A 15609-nucleotide genomic window follows, 5' to 3' on the forward strand; every position below is an offset into this window, starting at 1 on the left:
CCTAGCCCCGCAACTCCGCGTTATAGTTTTTCACCAGCGAATCAATGACTTGGTCGACGGCCTTAGTCACCTCTTCATCATCAAGAGTGCGCGATTGATCCCGGAAAGTCAAACCGATTGCAAGACTTTTTCGTTTAGGATCAATGCCTTTCCCGGCATACACATCAAAGAGGGTTAACTCCTTGAAGTAAGGGCCTGCCGTGGCTCGAACATCTGCCACGATCGCCGCGGAAGGCACCTCGCGGTCGACGACGACGGCGAGGTCGCGACGGATTTCCGGGAAGCGCGAGACCGGCGCAAAGCTCGGCAGGCGCGCCTCGAGCAGTGCCGCGAGGTCGAGTTCGGCCACGTAGAGGGGGCGGTCGAGATCCAGGGCGGCGAGCGTCTCCGGGTGCAGGGCACCGAGGCAACCGACGACCGCGTCGCCCCGGTGAATCGCCGCGGTCTGGCCCGGGTGCAGCCCCGCGCGCTCGGCGGCGGCGAGGGAGAACGCCGCCTCGCAGCCGGTCAGCGCGAACAGGCTCTCGAGGTCACCTTTCAGGTCGTAGAAGTCCGCCGCGTCGCGGCTCCCGGCCCAGCCCTCGGGCTGCCGGCGCCCGCCGAGGAGCACGGCGAGGGTCGGGCGCTGGTCGAGCGTGTCGCCCTCCCCGGGGAGGAAGCGCAGCCCGGTCTCGAACAGCCGCGGCCGCGGCTGCTGGCGGTTCAGGTTGCGCTGCGCCGTGGCCACCAGGCCCGGGATGAGGCTCGTTCGCATCACCGCCATGTCGGCCGAGATGGGGTTGCGCAGCGCAACCGGCGGAAGCGCCGGGTCGAAGAGCGCCTGCTGCGCGGGGTCGACGAAGCTGTAGGTGATCGCCTCACGGTAGCCCCGGGCGGCGAGGTGGCGGCGCAGCAGGCGCAGCGACAGCTGCGTCTCCGGGCGCCGCGGCATGGTGAGATCGGCGCGGATGCGGGTGGTCGGCAGGCGGTGATAGCCGTAGACCCGCCCCAGTTCCTCGAGCAGGTCGGCCTCGATGGCGATATCGAAGCGCCAGGGCGGCACGGCGCAGTGCCAGCCGTCGTCCACGGCCTCCACGTCCAGGCCGAGACCGCGCAGGATCTTCTCCACCGCCGCGTCCTCGATGGCCACGCCGAGCACGCGCTCGATGCGCGCGGCGCGCAGGTGCACGGGCTCGCGAACCGGCAGCGCGCTCTCCTCCACCGCCTCCACCACCGGGCCGGGCTCGCCGCCGACGATGTCGATGAGCAGGGCCGTGGCGCGCTCCATGGCCAGGCGCTGCAGCGTGTAGTCCACGCCGCGCTCGAAGCGGTGCGAGGAATCCGTGTGCAGGCCAAAGCTGCGGGCCTGGCCGGCGAGGTGCTCCGGGGCGAAGAAGGCCGACTCGAGGAAGATGTCCGTCGTGCCCGCGCCCACCCCGCTGCCCTCGCCGCCCATGATGCCGGCCAGGGCCAGGGGCCGGCGCTCGTCGGCGATCACGAGGTTGTGCTCGCCGAGCGTGATGGTGTTGCCGTTCAGTAGCTCGAGCGTCTCGCCCTTCTTTGCCGTGCGCACGGCGATAGCGCCGGCGAGCTCGCCCAGGTCGAAGGCGTGCATCGGCTGACCGAGTTCGAGGAGGAGGTAGTTGGTGATGTCCACCACCGGGTCGATGCTGCGGATGCCGCCGCGGCGCAGCCGCTCCTGCAGCCAGAGCGGACTGGGACGCGACAGGTCGACACCGCGGATAACCCGGCCGACGTAGCGCGGGCAGCGCGCCGGGGCCGCCAGGGTGACCGGGAACGTGTCGTCGATGGTCGCCGCGACCGGCTCGATCGGCGGTTCGCAGACGGCGATCCCGTTGAGCGCCCCGACCTCCCGGGCCACGCCGCGAATGCCCAGGCAGTCGGCGCGGTTCGGGGTCAGGTCCACCTCGATCACCACGTCGTCGAGGCCCAGGGCCTGGCGCAGGTCCTGGCCGACGGTCGCCTCCGGCGGCAGCTCCATGAGGCCCTCGTCGGCATCGGAAAGCCCGAGCTCGGCCTCGGCACAGAGCATGCCCTGGCTCTCCACGCCACGCAGCTTCGCGCGCTTGATGCGGAAGTCACCAGGCAGCTCGGCGCCGACGGTAGCCAGCGGCGCCTTCAGGCCAACGCGCGCGTTCGGCGCACCGCAGACGATCTGCAGTGTTTCATCGCCACCCGCGTTTACCTGGCAGACCCGCAGCTTGTCGGCGTCCGGGTGCTGCTCGGCGCTGACGATCTCGCCGACCACCACGCCCCGGAAGGCCCCGGCCACGGGGCTCACGGCGTCCACCTCGAGGCCGGCCATGGTCAGCTGCTCGGCCAGCTCCTCGCTGGACAGCGCGGGGTTCACCCACTCGCGCAGCCACTGTTCACTGATCTTCACGGTTACTGTCTCCCGGCTGGCCTAGAACTGCGCGAGGAAGCGCAGGTCGTTGTCGAAGAAGAGGCGCAGGTCACCGACGCCATAGCGCAGCATGGCGAGGCGCTCCACGCCCATGCCGAAGGCGAAGCCGGCGTAGCGGTCTGGGTCGATGCCGGACATCTCGAACACCCGCGGGTGCACCATGCCGCAGCCCATGATCTCGAGCCACCCGGTGTGGCTGCACACGCGGCAGCCCTTGCCGCCGCAGTGCACGCACTGCATGTCGACCTCGGCGCCCGGCTCAACGAAGGGGAAGTAGGACGGCCGGAAGCGCACGGCCAGCGACTGCTCGAAAAAGGACTGCAGGAAATCCTCGATCAGGCCCTTGAGGTCCGCCAGGGTGGAGTGCTCGTCCACGAGCAGTCCCTCGACCTGGTGGAACATGGGGGTGTGGGTCAGGTCCGAGTCGCAGCGATAGACGCGCCCCGGGCAGATGATGCGCAGCGGCGGCTCGCGGCTTTCCATGACCCGCACCTGTACCGGCGAGGTGTGCGTGCGCAGCACCGTGCCCTCGTCGACGAAGAAGGTGTCGTGCTCGGCCCGCGCCGGGTGGTTCGGCGGGAAGTTCAGGGCCTCGAAGTTGTGGTAGTCGTCCTCGATCTCCGGCCCCTCGGCGATCTCGAAGCCGACAGCGGCGAAGAAGTCCTCCATGCGCTCGATGGTCCGGGTGACCGGGTGCAGGCTGCCGCTGCCTTCCCCCCGGCCCGGGAGCGTCACGTCGATGGCCTCGGCCGCCAGCCGCTCGGCGACGGCGGCGGCACCGAGGGCGCTTTTGCGCTCGGCGATAAGGCCCTGCAGGCTTTCCTTGACCTCGTTGATGCGCGCGCCGGCGGCGGGGCGCTCCTCGGCCGAGAGCTTCCCGAGCCCCTTCAGGAGCGCCGTGACGCGCCCCTTCTTGCCGAGGTAGTCGACCCGAAGCTGCTCCAGGGCCGCGCCGTCGTCGGCGGCCTCGATAGCGGCGCGGGCCTCGCCGGCCAGCTCTTCCAGGTTGTCCATGTCAGTCCCTTACAGGTCGCGGCGGGTTGAGCGCCGGCAATAAAAAAGGGAAAGAGCGACGCCCTTTCCCTTCATCTAATGGTGCAACAAGCAAACCGCCGGAGCGGTGGGATGGGTCTTACGCGGCCAGGGCCGCTTTCGCCTGCTCCACCACCTCGGCAAATGCCGGCTTGTCGTGCACGGCCAGGTCAGCGAGGACCCGGCGGTCCAGCCCGATCTCGGCCTTCTTCAGGCCATTGATGAACTGGCTGTAGGGCAGGCCGTTGGCCCGCGACTGCGCGTTGATCCGGGTGATCCAGAGGGCCCGGAACTGGCGCTTGCGCTGGCGACGGTCGCGGTAGGCGTACTGCCCGGCCTTGGTGACCGCCTGCTTGGCCACCCGGAACACGCGGCTGCGCGCACCGTAGTAACCCTTGGCTTGCTTGAGAATCTTCTTGTGCCGCCGATGGGCGACGACACCACGTTTTACGCGAGGCATGGTTGTCTCCTGTGTCCGTCAGTCGCTCAGCGGGCCCGCAGCATGCGGTCGATATGCACCTTGTCGCTCGGGTGGATCATGTCCGTCCCGCGCAGCTGGCGCTTCCGCTTGGTCGTCATCTTGGTCAGGATGTGGCTCTTGTACGCGTGCTTGCGCTTGTAGCCGCCGGCGGTCTTCTTGAACCGCTTGGACGCCCCGCTGTGAATTTTTGCTTTTGGCATGTCAGTACTCCGCTATCAGAGTTTCAGGTACGAGCGCATCAGGGCATTCACGGGCCGCTAACCGCTCTTCTTTCTCGGGGCGATGACCATGGTCATCTGCCGCCCCTCCATCTTCGGGAACTGTTCGACGGACCCGAGTTCCTCGAGATCCGCCTCTACCCGCTTGAGGAGCTCCAGGCCGAGTTCCTGGTGAGCCATTTCACGACCGCGGAAGCGCAGCGTGACCTTGGCCTTGTCTCCGTTTTCGAGGAAGCGAGTCAGGTTGCGCAGCTTGACCTGGTAATCGCCCTCTTCCGTCCCGGGACGGAATTTCATTTCCTTTATCTGCGTCCGCTTGGCCTTCTTCTTCTGCAGGTTCTTCTGCTTCTTGGCCTCGAACACGTGCTTCCCGTAGTCCATGATCTTGCAGACCACGGGATCGGACTGGTCGGCGATGAGCACCAGGTCAAGGCTCTCTGCCTCGGCCTTGGCGCGGGCCTCTGCCATCGGCACGATGCCGATCTGCTCGCCGTCCGACCCGATAAGGCGACAGGTGCTCGCCGTGATTTCGTCGTTCGTTAGGGCGCGTTTGCCCTTGCCTGCGTCTTTCTTAATGCTGCTTCTCCAATACAATACGGCCGCGTCGCGCCACATCGTCTGCGAGGATGAGGCTGAATGCCTCGAGGTCCATTGAACCCAGGTCCTCGCCGCTGCGGGCGCGCACGGCCACGGTCTGCGATTCGACTTCCTTGTCCCCGATCACGAGCAGATAAGGGACGCGCTGAATCGTGTGCTCGCGGATTTTAAAGCCGATCTTCTCGTTTCTCAAGTCCGAAATGACGCGAAAGCCCTTGTTTTGCAAGGAATCTTCCACACTTTTCACGTAATCGTGCTGCTTGTCGGTAATATTAAGCACCACCGCCTGGGTCGGCGCCAGCCAGGCGGGGAAGGCGCCTTCGAAGTGCTCGATGAGAATACCGATGAAACGCTCGAAGGAGCCGAGGATGGCCCGGTGCAGCATGACGGGCACTTTCCGCGAGCCGTCCTCGGCCACGTACTGCGCATCCAGGCGGCCCGGCATGGAGAAATCCACCTGGATCGTGCCCAGCTGCCAGACGCGGCCGATGCAGTCTTTCAGGGAGAATTCGATCTTCGGCCCGTAGAAGGCCCCCTCCCCCGGCAGCTCTTCCCAGTCGAGGCGCTGGGCGTCGAGGGCGTCGGCCAGCGCCTTCTCGGCCCGGTCCCAGTCTTCGTCGGTACCCACGCGCTGCGGCGGGCGGGTGGACAGCCGGTAGATGACGTCGTCGAAGCCGAAGTCCGCGTAGACGGCGTGCAGGAAGTCGATGAAGCGCGAGACCTCCGGCTGGATCTGCTCCTCGGTGCAGAAGATGTGGGCGTCGTCCTGGGTAAAGCCGCGCACGCGCATGATGCCGTGCAGTGAGCCCGAGGGCTCGTTGCGGTGGCAGCTGCCGAACTCGGCCAGGCGCAGGGGCAGGTCCCGGTAGGAGCGCAGGCCCTGGTTGAACACCTGCACGTGGCAGGGGCAGTTCATGGGCTTGACCGCGTAGTCGCGCTCCTCCGCCTGCAGCATGAACATGTCGTCGCCGAACTTGTCAGCGTGGCCGGACTTCTCCCACAGGCTCATGTCCACCACCTGCGGCGTGCGGATCTCCCGGTAGCCCTCGGCACGCTGCCGCTCGCGCATGTACTGCTCGATCACCTGGTAGATGGTCCAGCCCGCCGGGTGCCAGAACACCATGCCCGGGGCCTCTTCCTGGGTATGGAAGAGATCGAGCTTGCGGGCGATCTTGCGGTGATCGCGCTTCTCGGCCTCCTCGAGGCGCTTCAGGTACTGCTTGAGCTGCTTCTTGTCGGCCCAGGCCGTGCCGTAGATGCGCTGCAGCATCTCGTTCTTCGCGTCGCCGCGCCAGTAGGCGCCGGCCAGCTTGGTCAGCTTGAAGGCGCCGAGCTTGCCGGTGCTGGGCACGTGCGGGCCGCGGCACAGGTCCATCCACTCACCCTGGCGATAGACGGACACCTCTTCGCCCTCGGGCAGCTCGCGGATAATCTCCACCTTGTACTGCTCACCCATGTCGCGGAACAGCGCCACGGCCTCTTCCCGCTCCATGACCAGGCGCTCCACGGGCAGGTCCTCGGCGGCGAGCTCGGCCATGCGCTGCTCGATCTTCGGCAGGTCTTCCGGCGTGAACTGGTGCTCGCCGGCAAAATCGTAGTAGAAGCCGTCCTCGATCACCGGGCCGATAGTGACCTGGGTGCCCGGGTACAGGTCCTGCACCGCCATGGCCAGCAGGTGGGCGGTGGAGTGGCGGATGACCTCGAGACCGGCGTCGTCGCGGCCCGTGATGATGGCGAGCTGCGTGTCGCCGTCGATACGGTGACTGGTGTCGACCTCGCGGCCGTCGACCACGCCGGCCAGGGCCGCCTTGGCAAGGCCGGGGCCGATGTCGGCAGCGACCTCGGCCACGGTGACCGGGTTTGCGAATTCGCGGACGCTTCCGTCGGGCAGGGTAATGGCAGGCATGCTGATCCTCCTCCAGTGGTGGCCCCTACGCCAGGCCACGTGACTTACTGTCCAGCGCCGGCAACGCCGGGCTGTAAAGGCGGCGCATAATGCCCGAAAACGACGGCGATTGAAACCGGGCGTTCTCGCTCCCAGCGCCCTGCCGCGCCGCGAGTGCAAGGAGGAAAGATGCGGTCGACCCGCGATGGGCGATCTACCAGCCGGAGAAAGCTTAACAGCCGGTACTTGTGATCACCTGCTGCCCATGTTGCTCGGTTGCCTTCCGGCTTCGAGCGGGTTCCGATGCGAGACGCCGGCGAAGCGGCGAAAATCGTAGTCCGCCGAGTAAATCGTCGCCCCCAGTTCCATGGCCAGCGCGGCAATGTGCGCATCGGAAGTCAGGTTGCCGCCGGTGCCTGATGCGAGTAGCAGATTGCGCAGCGTGGCCCAGTGCGTCGCGCGCGGCAGGACCATCTCGACGACGGGTTGCGCAAGCCAGTCATCGACGAACTGGATCGCGGCATCAGCGGTCAACGGGCGCTCCAGGATGCCGTGGCGCGTTGTGATTCGCAGAAAGGCGAGCACGACGATCCACGGCAAACCCACTCCTTCGCTGCCGGACAGCGCACTCTCCCACCAGCTCCGCGCCGCCCGGTGCGCGGGCGCATCGCGATTGATCGCATAGATCAGTAGGTTGGCGTCTACGAGAATCACTTGCGCAGGTTCAGCTTGCTGACCAGCGCTTCGTCTTCCAGGTGCTCGGCAATGGCCAGTGCCTTGTCCAGGTCATAGCCCGGAACGGGCTCTCCAAGCGATACCGGTTCCAAACGATAGGGCGGTGCGGGTGCGCGGCGTTCAGCGGCTGCCAGGCCCCGGCGTAGCGTGTCGTTCACTACCTGCTTGAAGCTGGCGTCGGTCTCATGCGCGATCGCTTTCAGTTGCCTGGCGATCTGGTCGTCGATGGTCAGGGTGGTACGCATTGATCTGCACCGGCACTCACGAAAACTAGCATCTTAACATCCCTAGTGAAGGCATCAAAACATCAATACTGGCCAGGTCATCCCGGCCTTGCAGGCGGTTACAGCGCGCCGCCCATGACCGCGGCCGCCTCCACGACGTAACGCAGCGGCCCGCCCGCGACAACGGCGTCGAAAGGGAAACAGGTGACCAGGACCAGGCCATCCGCCAGCCCGGCTCGCAGCGGCCCGGCGCGGCTGTCGAGGACGCGCTGGCGGACGACCTCGTAGTGCCGGGTCGCGCCGGCCCGGTCCGTGAGCTGCAGGCGGTCGCCCGGAGCGATGGACGCCAGCCACGCAAAGTGGGTGTCGCGGTGGCCGGCGAGCAGCACGACGCCCGGCTCCCCCGGCGCGGCACCGGCGGGGTCCAGCCCCGGTCCAAAGGCCAGGGCCTGGCCGCTGGTGCCGTGCAGTACGTATTGCGTTCTGCCCAGCGACGGCACCTCCAGCCGGGCCACCGGCCAGGTATCGGCCCAGGGCCAGGGGCGGGCCGGACCCATGGCCGCATCCTGCGCCCAGGCCCGGGCGATCAGCCACTGCGCCAGCACGGCCTTGCCGTGGATGGCAGCCGCACCCCCGAGCAGCCAGGCAGATGCGACCAGCGCGCCGGCCGCACACAGCAACCGCGCCCGCTTCACCCGCGTCCGCTCCGCTGCGGCAGGCCCTCCGCGACCCGGTCCTCCTGGCGCAGGGCGACCGCGACCACGCCGATGAACAGGAGCAACAACCCCGCCCAGGCCCGCGCCCGCGCCGTGGTCGCCGTTGCCGGGAACGCGAAAGGCTGCGGCGCCTGGCCCGCGGGGCGGGTGTTGGGCACCGGGCTGTTACCGGCTTCTTCTCTCTCGGGCCGCGCGCGCCGCTCCTCGACGGCAATGAAGCTGGTGAAGGGCGTGAGCAGCTGGTGCGCCAGCGCGAGGGGCAATACCTCGGCGCGCACCTGCGCCCGGTCGGCCCCGACCTCGAGCGTATCCAGCAGCGCCTGCACGCGGCCCCGGGCCCAGAGCGTGCCCACACCCGGTGCGTTGCCGCTGGCCGCGTCCGCCCGCAGCGTCTGCGACCAGTGCTCGCCGCCACGCTGGCCGGACAGCGTCACTACGCCCGCGAGGGGCTTGCCGAGAGCGACGGTCTGCAGTACCGGCTGGCCCGTGTAGAGGTCCGGGACGATCGCCGGCACCGCATCGGCCCCGGCCGGCCAGCGCACGTCGATGTCGGTGAGCACCGGGCTGGCCAGGCGCGCCAGCAGCGTATCCATGGCCGGGCCGGCCTCCTCCCGCCGGCCGACGTGAACGAAGGTGCCGCGGCCCGCCTCGGCGGCGCGGCGCATGAACCAGCTGTTCGGGGCCGCGCCGATACCGACGGTGAACAGCCGGGCCCGGCCCAGGCGCTCGCGGATACGGGCGAACAGCGCCTGTTCATTGCCCACGGCGCCGTCGGTGATGAACACGACCTGCCGCAGCCGCCCCGCTCCCTCCTGCTCCTGCGCAGGCAGGGCGAGATCCAGCGCCGGCCGCATTTCCGTGCCGCCGCGGGCATCCAGCCGGTCGACGAAGCGGCGCGCTGCGGCGAGTGCTTCCGGCGAGGCCGGGCGGCTTGCCGGGTAGAGGGCGTCGACCTTGTCATCGAAAGCGATGACGTTGAAATGGTCTTCGGGCCGCAGCGCGGCCAGGGCCGCGCGCACGCTGGCCCGCGCCTGCTCGATGGGTGCACCGCCCATGGAGCCGGAGCGGTCTACCACCAGCACCAGCTCGCGCGGCGCCGGTGGCTCACCGCCGGGCCGCGGCGGCAGGAGCATCAGGTAGGCGTAGTGCTGCCCGTCGACCGCCTCGGTGTAGAGCGCCGCCGATGGCGCCGCGCCGCGCACCGGGCGCCAGCGCAACACGAGGTCCCGGTCCATCTCCGCGACGTCATCGCGCAACCGGGCGCGGTAGCGGGCACCGTCCCGCTCCAGGGCGAGGTCGTGGTAGAGCGCGTCCACCGAGGCCAGGGGGACACCGGCGTCGAGCACGAGGTCGAGGCGCAGCGGGTTGAGCGGGGCCGCGTCGCTGCCGTCGGCGGCGTGCTGGAACGGCGTAATGCGATGGGCATCGGGCACCTGGTCCGAGGGCCGGCTCCAGCTCTCTCCCGGCGTGCCGGGCTCGCCGGCCAGCGGTTGGCCCGGGATGTAGCGGGGGGTCACGGTGCTTGGGAAGCGCAGGGAGAACACGCCGTCCTCGTAGGCGACGGGCAGCACGAGCTCCAGGCGCACCCGCACCGTTTCACCCGGCGGGATGTTGGCGATGCGGCTGGTAAACAGGTTCGGCCGCTGCTGCTCGACGAGCGCCGCCTGCCTGCCCTCGCGTTTCGCCGCCGCAAACACCCTGGCCGCCTCCTCGCGCTCGCGGACCCGGCCGCGGATCACCCTCTCGCCGAGCACGAAGTCCAGGCGCCGCACCGCGGCCTGCTCGGGCAGCGGGAAGCTGTACACGCCGTGGCGCCAGCCGGCCGCCCGGTTCTCGAAGGACTGCTCGAGCACCGCCACCGCCACCAGGCCGTGGATCTCCAGCGAGAGGTGGCTCGCCTGGCGCAGGGAAAGGCTCGCCTTGCCGGCGTCGTCGACCAGCGCGAGCGCAGGGCCCTCGGCGCGCGCCGGCGCCGTGTCCAGCAGCAGCAGGCAGAGAAGGACCAGCACCGCGCGGGCGAGCCAGCGCAGTGCCGCATCGGTGACGGAACAGGGAAAGGGAGCGGGCGAAGCCATGGCGGGTCTCCTTGGGCGTTTGCCCCAGTACACCGCCCCGCGGTGGCAGGCAGCCGCCCGCCCCGTGGCGCACCGCTGATCAATTGTGGCGAATTCTGGCAGCCGCTTGAGCGCCGCCAGCCTTTCTGGAATGCTGCTGCGACTCCCGGCAAGGCAGCGAGCCATGCGCCAGCACATCGCCATCATCGAGGACGAGGCCGCCATCGCGGCCAACTACAGCGAGGCCCTCGCCCGCCAGGGCTTCCGCGTGAGCACCTACCGGGACCGGCCGAGCGCCAGCAGCGCCCTCGCCGACCAGCTGCCGGACCTCGCCATCATCGACGTCGGCCTCGGTGACGACGTGGAGGGCGGCTTCGAACTCTGCCGCGAGCTGCGCGCCCGCAGCCCGGAGCTGCCCATCGTCTTTCTCACCGCGCGCGACTCGGAGCTGGACATCGTCTCCGGCCTGCGCCTTGGCGCTGACGACTACCTCACCAAGGACATCAGCCAGGGCCACATGCTGGCGCGCATCCACGCCCTGCTGCGCCGGGTGCAGGCCCTGCGCACGCCCGTCGCCCACGAGGACGTGCTCGAGCGCGGACCCCTGTCCCTCAACGTCGAGCGCATGACGGCACACTGGGGTGAGACGCGGGTCGACCTGACGGTAACCGAGTTCTGGATCGTCCACGCCCTCGCCCGTCACCCGGGCCACGTGAAAAACCGGCAGCAGCTCATGGACGCCGCCAGCGTGGTACTCGACGACAACACGGTGACCTCGCACATCAAGCGGATCCGTCGCAAGTTCCAGGGCATCGACGCGGGCTTTGCCGCCATCGAGACCGCCTACGGCATGGGCTACCGCTGGCAGGACGCGTGAACCTCCGCCGGCAGCTGCTGGCTGTCTCCCTGCTGCTCCTCGCGCTGCCCTGGGCCGGCTGCCAGTTCGTGCGCGAGATGGAAGGCGCCCTGCGCAGCGGCCAGGCGCAGGCCGTGGCAGCCAGTGCCCGCGCGATAGCCGCCTCGCTCCACGACCAGCCGCAGCGCTTTGCGCCGGCACCGCTGACGGAACGCCCCGCCGCCGCTGCGAACAGCCTGTACGCAGCGCCGGGCCCACCGGTGATCATCGACGGTTATGCGGACGACTGGGCCGACACGCCGCGGCAGGTGCTGGACGGCGAGGACGGCTTCCGCGTCCGCTATGCCCCGCGCGAGCACGGCGCCCGCCTCTACCTCCTGCTGGAAGTCACGGACCCGACGCCGATCTACAGCGACCCGCTGCGCGCGAAGGAGAACGGCGACCGCGTGCGCCTGCGTTTCGGCACCGACGGCTGGCGCGAGGCACTGATCGCCACGGCGGCGCCCGGCCGCGTGCGCGGGCGACCGCGCAACAGCAGCCTGTCGCTCCTCGATGCCCGGCGCATCCGCGGCAGCTGGCAGGACGGCGAAGCGGGCTACAGCCTGGAACTGGACCTGCCGCTCACCCTGCTCGACGGCCGCCTCGCCTTCGAAGTTGTCGACGCCGCCGGCGACGCGGACCGTGCGGCGCTCGGCAATCTCGACAGCAGGCCCGCGCCGGTCGTCGTGCGCCGGGCCGCGGCCCTGGATACGCACCTCGCGCGCTTTGCAGACCCGGGCACCCGGCTGCAGGCGCTCGACAGCCAGGGCTACCTCGCCGGTGTCGCCGCCGGTGGGCCCGCGCAGGGGAACGGCGACGAGGAGACGTTCTGGGCGCTGCGGGCGCTTTACCGCGGCATCCTCCGCGACCGCCCGCTGCCGGCGGCACCGGTCGCCCGCGCCGGGCGGCTGCCGGGCGCGGAGGTTGAACAGGCCCTGGCCGGCAATGCCGCGACCGCCTGGTACCGTGGCGAGGACGGCAGCGCCCGCGTCGCCGCCGCGGCGCCGGTGCTCGCGGGCGCCACTGTGATCGGCGCCGTACGCGTCAGCCAGGACAGCGAGCAGTACCTCGCCCTCGCCGATGCGGCGACCGGGCGGGTGCTTGCGCTCAGCCTGGCCGTGATGCTGTTCGCGGTGATCGTGCTCCTCGGCTACGCCAGCCTCCTCGGCTGGCGCATCCGCCGCCTTGGCCGGGCCACAGAGGCCGTAGTCAGTGACGACGGTGCCGTGGCCGCGGCCTTCCCGCGCAGCCAGGCCCGCGACGAGATCGGCGATCTCTCCCGACGCTTCGCGGACCTCCTCGAAGCCGTGGCCGGGTACAACGATTACCTCAGGCATCTAGCCCGGCAGCTCGGGCACGAGCTGCGCACGCCCATCGCCGTGATCCAGTCCTCCCTCGACAACCTGGAGGACGCCAGTCTCTCGCCGGCGGACCGCGCCACCTACCTGCAGCGCGCCCGCGACGGCCTGGGCAGGCTGGGTCGTATCCTCGCCGCCATGAGCGAGGCCTCGCGGCTGGAAGACAGCATTCGCGCGGCAGAACTCACAGCCGTGAGCCTGGCGCCGCTACTGGCGGAAGTGGTCGTGGCCTACGACGACAGCTACCCGGACCACTGCGTGCGCTTTTCCCCCGCGGCGGGCACGGACGCTGCGACGGTCCACGGCAGCGCGGAACTGCTGGTGCAGGCGCTCGACAAGCTGGTGGACAACGCCGCCTCCTTCGCCCCGGCGGGCAGCGCGATCACCGTCTCCCTGCGTCCGGCAACGGGTGGCTGGCAGCTGGCGGTGGAGAACCCGGGGCCGGCACTGCCCGACACGCTGCGCGGGCAGCTGTTCGAGCCCATGGTGTCGCTGCGCGCCGGGCGGGACGACTCGCCGCACCTCGGCCTAGGCCTGCACGTGGTGCAGCTCATCGCTAAGCGCCTGGGCGGCCGGGCAACGGCGGAGAACCGCCCGGGGAACGACGGCGCGGTCTTCAGCCTCTGGCTGCCGCGGCCAGCGGCGGTCAGTGCAGGAACGCCAGCTGCTTGAGCTCGGCCACCTGGTCGCGCAGCGCCGCGGCCTCCTCGAACTCGAGGTTCTTGGCGTGCTCGTGCATCTGCTTTTCCAGGGTCTCGAGCTTGCGCGCCAGGGCCGCCGGTGACAGGTTCTGCAGGTCTGCGCTGTAGCTGAGGCTGTCTTCAGCCACCTTGCGCCCCTTCGCCCGCGCCTTCGTGGGCATGCGCCGCGCCCCTTCCATGATGTCGGCGACGGACTTCTCCACGCCCTTCGGCGTGATGTGGTGCTCTTCGTTGAAGGCGACCTGCTTCTCGCGCCGGCGCGCCGTCTCGTCCATGGCCCGCTGCATGGAGCCGGTGACATTGTCGGCGTAAAGGATGGCGCGGCCGTGAAGGTTGCGGGCGGCCCGGCCGATGGTCTGGATGAGGGAGCGGTCCGAGCGCAGGAAACCTTCCTTGTCCGCGTCGAGGATGGCGACCAGCGCCACTTCGGGCATGTCGAGCCCCTCGCGCAGCAGGTTGATGCCCACGAGCACGTCGAACTTGCCGAGGCGCAGGTCGCGGATGATCTCCACGCGCTCCACCGTGTCGATGTCCGAATGCAGGTAGCGCACGCGGATGTCGTGCTCGGCGAGGTACTCAGTGAGGTCCTCGGCCATGCGCTTGGTCAGCGTCGTCACCAGCACTCGCTGGCCCGTCTCCAGCACGATGTGGATCTCGCCGAGGAGGTCGTCCACCTGGGTGCTGGCCGGACGCACCTCCACTGCCGGGTCCACCAGGCCCGTGGGCCGCACGACCTGCTCCACCACCTGCCCGGCGTGCGCCTCCTCGTAGGGCCCCGGCGTGGCGGAGACGAACACGGCCTGCGGCAGCAGCTGCTCCCATTCCTCGAAGCGCAGGGGCCGGTTGTCCAGCGCCGAAGGCAGGCGGAACCCGTACTCCACCAGCGTTTCCTTGCGCGAGCGGTCGCCCTTGTACATGGCGCCGATCTGCGGAATGGTGGCGTGGGACTCGTCGATGATGCACAGCGCGTCGTCCGGCAGGTACTCGAAGAGCGTCGGCGGCGGCTCGCCGGGGGCACGGCCGGAGAGGTAGCGGGAGTAGTTCTCCACCCCCTGGCAGTAGCCGAGCTCGCGGATCATCTCGATGTCGTAGCGCGTGCGCTGCTGCAGCCGCTGCGCCTCCACCAGCTTCTCGGCGGCCTTGAGCTGGGCCACGCGCTCCTCCAGCTCCACCTCGATGTGCTCGATGGCGTTCAGCATCACGTCCCGGGAAGTGACGTAGTGCGTCTTCGGAAAGATCGTGACCCGCGGCAGCCGGTCGCCGATGGCACCGGTGAGCGGGTCGAAGGTCACGATGTTCTCGATCTCCTCGTCGAAGAGCTCCAGGCGCACCGCCTCGGACTCGGCGTCGGCCGGGAAGATGTCGATAACGTCGCCGCGCACGCGGTAGGTGCCGCGGGAGAAGTCGACATCGTTGCGCGTGTACTGCAGCTCCGCCAGCTGCCGCAGGATCTCGCGCTGGTCCACCATCTCGCCGCGCGAAACGTGCATGACCATGCGGAAGTAGGACTGCGGGTCGCCCAGGCCGTAGATGGCGGACACCGTCGCCACCACCAGGCAGTCCCGCCGCTCCAGGAGCGCCTTGGTGGCCGACAGGCGCATCTGCTCGATGTGGTCGTTGATGGAGGCGTCCTTCTCGATGAAGGTATCCGACGACGGCACGTAGGCCTCGGGCTGGTAGTAGTCGTAGTAGGAGACGAAGTACTCCACCGCGTTGTCGGGCAGGAACTCGCGGAACTCGCCGTACAGCTGCGCCGCCAGCGTCTTGTTGTGGGCCATGACGATCGTCGGCCGCTGTACCCGCTCCACCACGTGGGCCATGGTGAAGGTCTTGCCGGAGCCGGTGACACCGAGCAGCGTCTGCGATGCGAGCCCCGCCTCGATGCCCTTGACCAGGGCGTCGATGGCCTTTGGCTGGTCGCCGGCGGGCTGGAACTTCGAGGCGACGCGGAAGGGTTTGCCGGTAGACACGGGCTGACTCCACTGATCGAGGCTAGCCCGCCATTATGACGAACTCCCCCGCCCCCTTGTAGGCTATGCGCCCCGTGCCCCAGCCCGCCCTGAAACCCACCCTGACAGTGTTGACCCCTGCCCCCTCCGTCAGTAGAATTCGCGCCTCTCGCCCCGCGTGAGACTACTCCGCCTTAGCTCAGTTGGTAGAGCAACTGACTGTTAATCAGTGGGTCGCTGGTTCGAGCCCAGCAGGCGGAGCCAAATTCCGAGAGGAGACAGGGGGTTACAGCGATGTAGCCCCTTTTTTTCGTCCGGGGGTCATGCCCCGGCAGCCACCAGTTACCTACAGCAACGGGA

Annotated in this window: 13 protein-coding genes and 1 tRNA gene; 3 read left to right on the forward strand and 11 right to left on the reverse strand. The window is 69.1% G+C overall.

Annotated elements, in window-relative coordinates; all coding sequences use genetic code 11:
* Position 1: 1 nt before the first annotated feature.
* The 10 genes from pheT to RKE50_RS00850 all read right to left on the reverse strand — a co-directional run bounded on the left by pheT (position 2) and on the right by RKE50_RS00850 (position 10367).
* The gene (gene pheT, locus RKE50_RS00805) at positions 2 to 2383 is read right to left on the reverse strand and encodes a phenylalanine--tRNA ligase subunit beta (protein WP_350033588.1); all 2382 of its coding nucleotides are present in this window, start codon (positions 2381 to 2383) and stop codon (positions 2 to 4) included.
* A gap of 21 nt (positions 2384 to 2404) precedes the next feature.
* Positions 2405 to 3418, reverse strand: a complete 1014-nt coding sequence (gene pheS / locus RKE50_RS00810) for a phenylalanine--tRNA ligase subunit alpha (RefSeq protein WP_350033590.1) — start codon at positions 3416 to 3418, stop codon at positions 2405 to 2407.
* 118 nt (positions 3419 to 3536) lie between these two features.
* The gene (rplT, locus tag RKE50_RS00815; RefSeq protein WP_350033592.1) at positions 3537 to 3896 is read right to left on the reverse strand and encodes a 50S ribosomal protein L20; all 360 of its coding nucleotides are present in this window, start codon (positions 3894 to 3896) and stop codon (positions 3537 to 3539) included.
* A 26-nt stretch (positions 3897 to 3922) separates the two neighbouring features.
* A complete protein-coding gene (gene rpmI, locus RKE50_RS00820) occupies positions 3923 to 4117 on the reverse strand; it encodes a 50S ribosomal protein L35 (protein ID WP_350033594.1) in 195 nt (64 codons plus the stop codon).
* 57 nt (positions 4118 to 4174) lie between these two features.
* Positions 4175 to 4750 carry a translation initiation factor IF-3 gene (infC, locus tag RKE50_RS00825; RefSeq protein ID WP_350033596.1) on the reverse strand — a complete coding sequence of 192 codons (576 nt, stop codon included), beginning with the start codon at positions 4748 to 4750 and terminating at the stop codon, positions 4175 to 4177.
* Positions 4707 to 6638, reverse strand: a complete 1932-nt coding sequence (gene thrS / locus RKE50_RS00830) for a threonine--tRNA ligase (protein WP_350033597.1) — start codon at positions 6636 to 6638, stop codon at positions 4707 to 4709. Before thrS ends, infC begins: the two co-directional genes overlap by 44 nt.
* A 231-nt stretch (positions 6639 to 6869) precedes the next feature.
* The gene (locus RKE50_RS00835) at positions 6870 to 7331 is read right to left on the reverse strand and encodes a type II toxin-antitoxin system VapC family toxin (RefSeq protein ID WP_350033599.1); all 462 of its coding nucleotides are present in this window, start codon (positions 7329 to 7331) and stop codon (positions 6870 to 6872) included.
* Positions 7328 to 7597, reverse strand: coding sequence for a hypothetical protein (locus RKE50_RS00840; protein WP_350033601.1), 270 nt, complete (start codon positions 7595 to 7597; stop codon positions 7328 to 7330). Before RKE50_RS00840 ends, RKE50_RS00835 begins: the two co-directional genes overlap by 4 nt.
* Positions 7598 to 7695: 98 nt before the next feature.
* Entirely contained in the window at positions 7696 to 8271 is a 576-nt protein-coding gene (locus RKE50_RS00845; protein ID WP_350033602.1) for a class GN sortase, read from the reverse strand.
* Positions 8268 to 10367 (reverse strand): marine proteobacterial sortase target protein, encoded by a 2100-nt coding sequence (locus RKE50_RS00850; RefSeq protein WP_350033604.1) that lies wholly within the window; start codon positions 10365 to 10367, stop codon positions 8268 to 8270. Before RKE50_RS00850 ends, RKE50_RS00845 begins: the two co-directional genes overlap by 4 nt.
* A 163-nt stretch (positions 10368 to 10530) precedes the next feature.
* Between RKE50_RS00850 and pdsR the strand changes: the two genes are divergently transcribed.
* A complete protein-coding gene (gene pdsR / locus RKE50_RS00855; protein WP_350033605.1) occupies positions 10531 to 11223 on the forward strand; it encodes a proteobacterial dedicated sortase system response regulator in 693 nt (230 codons plus the stop codon).
* A complete protein-coding gene (locus tag RKE50_RS00860; protein WP_350033606.1) occupies positions 11220 to 13271 on the forward strand; it encodes an ATP-binding protein in 2052 nt (683 codons plus the stop codon). Before pdsR ends, RKE50_RS00860 begins: the two co-directional genes overlap by 4 nt.
* Here the strand turns inward: RKE50_RS00860 and uvrB are convergent.
* A complete protein-coding gene (uvrB, locus tag RKE50_RS00865) occupies positions 13246 to 15270 on the reverse strand; it encodes an excinuclease ABC subunit UvrB (RefSeq protein WP_350033607.1) in 2025 nt (674 codons plus the stop codon). The genes RKE50_RS00860 and uvrB overlap by 26 nt on opposite strands.
* A 167-nt stretch (positions 15271 to 15437) precedes the next feature.
* Here uvrB and RKE50_RS00870 point away from each other — a divergent pair.
* Positions 15438 to 15513, forward strand: a tRNA-Asn gene (locus tag RKE50_RS00870).
* Positions 15514 to 15609: the final 96 nt, after the last annotated feature.

Origin of the sequence: Pseudohaliea sp. (genome assembly GCF_040217025.1) — a bacterium.
GTDB lineage: Bacteria > Pseudomonadota > Gammaproteobacteria > Pseudomonadales > Halieaceae > Pseudohaliea.

What these genes read in the sequence shown, in the direction of transcription:
- RKE50_RS00840 (WP_350033601.1), bottom strand. Translation starts at nt 7,597, where the DNA reads ATGCGTACCACCCTGACCATCGACGACCAGATCGCCAGGCAACTGAAA.
- pheS (WP_350033590.1), bottom strand. Translation starts at nt 3,418, where the DNA reads ATGGACAACCTGGAAGAGCTGGCCGGCGAGGCCCGCGCCGCTATCGAG.
- thrS (WP_350033597.1), bottom strand. Translation starts at nt 6,638, where the DNA reads ATGCCTGCCATTACCCTGCCCGACGGAAGCGTCCGCGAATTCGCAAAC.
- RKE50_RS00850 (WP_350033604.1), bottom strand. Translation starts at nt 10,367, where the DNA reads ATGGCTTCGCCCGCTCCCTTTCCCTGTTCCGTCACCGATGCGGCACTG.
- infC (WP_350033596.1), bottom strand. Translation starts at nt 4,750, where the DNA reads ATGTGGCGCGACGCGGCCGTATTGTATTGGAGAAGCAGCATTAAGAAA.
- rplT (WP_350033592.1), bottom strand. Translation starts at nt 3,896, where the DNA reads ATGCCTCGCGTAAAACGTGGTGTCGTCGCCCATCGGCGGCACAAGAAG.
- rpmI (WP_350033594.1), bottom strand. Translation starts at nt 4,117, where the DNA reads ATGCCAAAAGCAAAAATTCACAGCGGGGCGTCCAAGCGGTTCAAGAAG.
- pdsR (WP_350033605.1), top strand. Translation starts at nt 10,531, where the DNA reads ATGCGCCAGCACATCGCCATCATCGAGGACGAGGCCGCCATCGCGGCC.